At 27.7% G+C, this 2,080-nt stretch carries 1 protein-coding gene and 1 rRNA gene; both read right to left on the minus strand.

Features of this window, described 5'->3' with window-relative positions:
- Positions 1-1,230: 1,230 nt before the first annotated feature.
- The gene (gene tnpA, locus H8S10_RS17770; RefSeq protein ID WP_186839737.1) at positions 1,231-1,701 is read right to left on the minus strand and encodes an IS200/IS605 family transposase; all 471 of its coding nucleotides are present in this window, start codon (positions 1,699-1,701) and stop codon (positions 1,231-1,233) included.
- Positions 1,702-1,874: 173 nt separating this feature from the next.
- Positions 1,875-1,991 (minus strand): 5S ribosomal RNA (rrf, locus tag H8S10_RS17775).
- Positions 1,992-2,080: the final 89 nt, after the last annotated feature.

A 2,080-nucleotide genomic window follows, 5' to 3' on the forward strand; every position in this document is an offset into this window, starting at 1 on the left:
ACTCTCAAAAGAATTGCTGGATTTATTTTAACTATATTCTGTTCAATTTTCAAAGACCATATTTTGTTATCGCTTCAAGCGACTTCCTTATCTTATCACTCACTCAACTTTATGTCAACAACTTTTTTCAAAGTTTTTTTGACTTAGTTTCGTTAGCAACGAGACCTATCTTATCACTTACCAAAACAACTGTCAAACGCTTTTTTATCTTGTGTTTTTGTTGTTTCGCATCAGCGACGAGATTTATCTTATCACTCTATCTAACTATAAAAAGATTATATCAGTATTATTTTTCTTAATTAATATCTTTATTCTTCTTTTTTCTTATTTTTTCTTCTATTTTAGTATATTGATACACTAGGAGTAGTGTTTCGATATTGCTTAAATAGTTATCCACTTATTACACATAATCCACAGCTATAATTAATTATATAATTCTATTATCAACATAATTAACATTATCCACATAGTATATGTGGATTAATATTTAACCTAAAAATTTTAATAAACACTTTATAATTTTCTATATTTATAATTTAAAATGCTTTCTTTTTTTCTAACTTCATCGTATATAGTGTAATATTTTTTTAGATTTATATTAAAAAATTATATTTAACTCTAATATTATTATAGTCATACAAGTAAAATTTCTTTTTAAAATAGGTCACATTAATAGATATAAAATATTCAAGATCCTTATAATTAATTATAAATTTAATATCTTAATTTAAAGATTACTTATAAGTAATCTATTCATGTTTCTTTCTAATTGGATAAGTTCTCCCCCGTGCAATATAATTCTTATACTTTATAATTAAACTTAAAAAGGTTATTTGCTAAAATATAATAACACCATTTAAATATATATCAAAATCTATTTACCAACTCCATATTAGATTTAATTATCTTATTTCATTTAACTACAACTTATGTAATTCTCGTAAATTATAATCTATGTGTATAAATATTATTCTAATTTTAACTAGTTATTATTAATTTATCCTACTGTACATAATATATTTTAAAGTTACTATATCTACAAATAATAAAATATAACTATTTTTATCTTCTTACTAAACAGCTTTACTTAAATACTATATAAATCAGAACCACACGTTAAACGGGTGGTTTGCTCTACGCCTATAAGGCGATGATACTAGCAAGTGCTACTCGCACTCTGAACGGGTTCGCCGACTGCTTATCTTTTCATTGTGCTACTAAAGTAGCTTGTTACTTTAGTTTTGGTACTTTGTCACCCGTAAACGGGTCGATATATTCCTTCAAACTTAATTGTTCATATGCTAAATCTTCTTGTATCTGATTTTTTATATACTCTTCAATAACTTTTTTATTTCTGCTTACTGTATCCACATAATATCCCCGACACCAAAATGTCCTGTTGCCGTATTTATATTTCATATTTGCATGTCTATCAAATATCATAAGTGAACTTTTTCCTTTCAAGTATCCCATGAAACCGGCAACACTTAATTTGGGCGGTATACTTACTAACATATGAATATGATCCTTACATGCATTTGCTTCTATAATTTCTACACCTTTATACTCACACAATTTTCTTAAAATTACTCCAATATCACTTTTTATTTTTCCATAAATAACTTGTCGTCTATACTTTGGTGCGAAAACTATATGATATTTACAATTCCATTTGCTATGTGCTAAACTATCATTGTTCATAATAACATTCCTCCTTTGGTAAAGATAAATTGGCTGCGAAACCCAATTTATCTTTACCAAAGGAGGTTTTTTTATCCACTCATAGCTATAAGCTTTTTAGAACCACCGGTCTAACCAGTGGTATTCTTTATACAAAAAAAAATCCACTTACTTAAGTAAGTGGATTTCTACTAACCAGGCAACGTCCTACTCTCCCACACAGTCTCCCGTGCAGTACCATTGGCGCTGTAGAGCTTAACTTTCCTGTTCGGAATGGGAAGGAGTGTTTCCTCTACGCCATCATCACCTGATACTATGATTCTCTAAATCTTCGATTTAGTTAGAATCTTATTTCAAAGAATTTTGTTCTCTGAAAATTGCACATGAATTTTATATTTTT

Source organism: Clostridium sp. NSJ-49 (assembly GCF_014287725.1).
Lineage (GTDB): Bacteria > Bacillota > Clostridia > Clostridiales > Clostridiaceae > Clostridium > Clostridium disporicum_B.

Bases quoted from the DNA above. Each gene is read 5' to 3' on its own strand.
- tnpA (WP_186839737.1), bottom strand. From the start codon at position 1,701: ATGAACAATGATAGTTTAGCACATAGCAAATGGAATTGTAAATATCAT.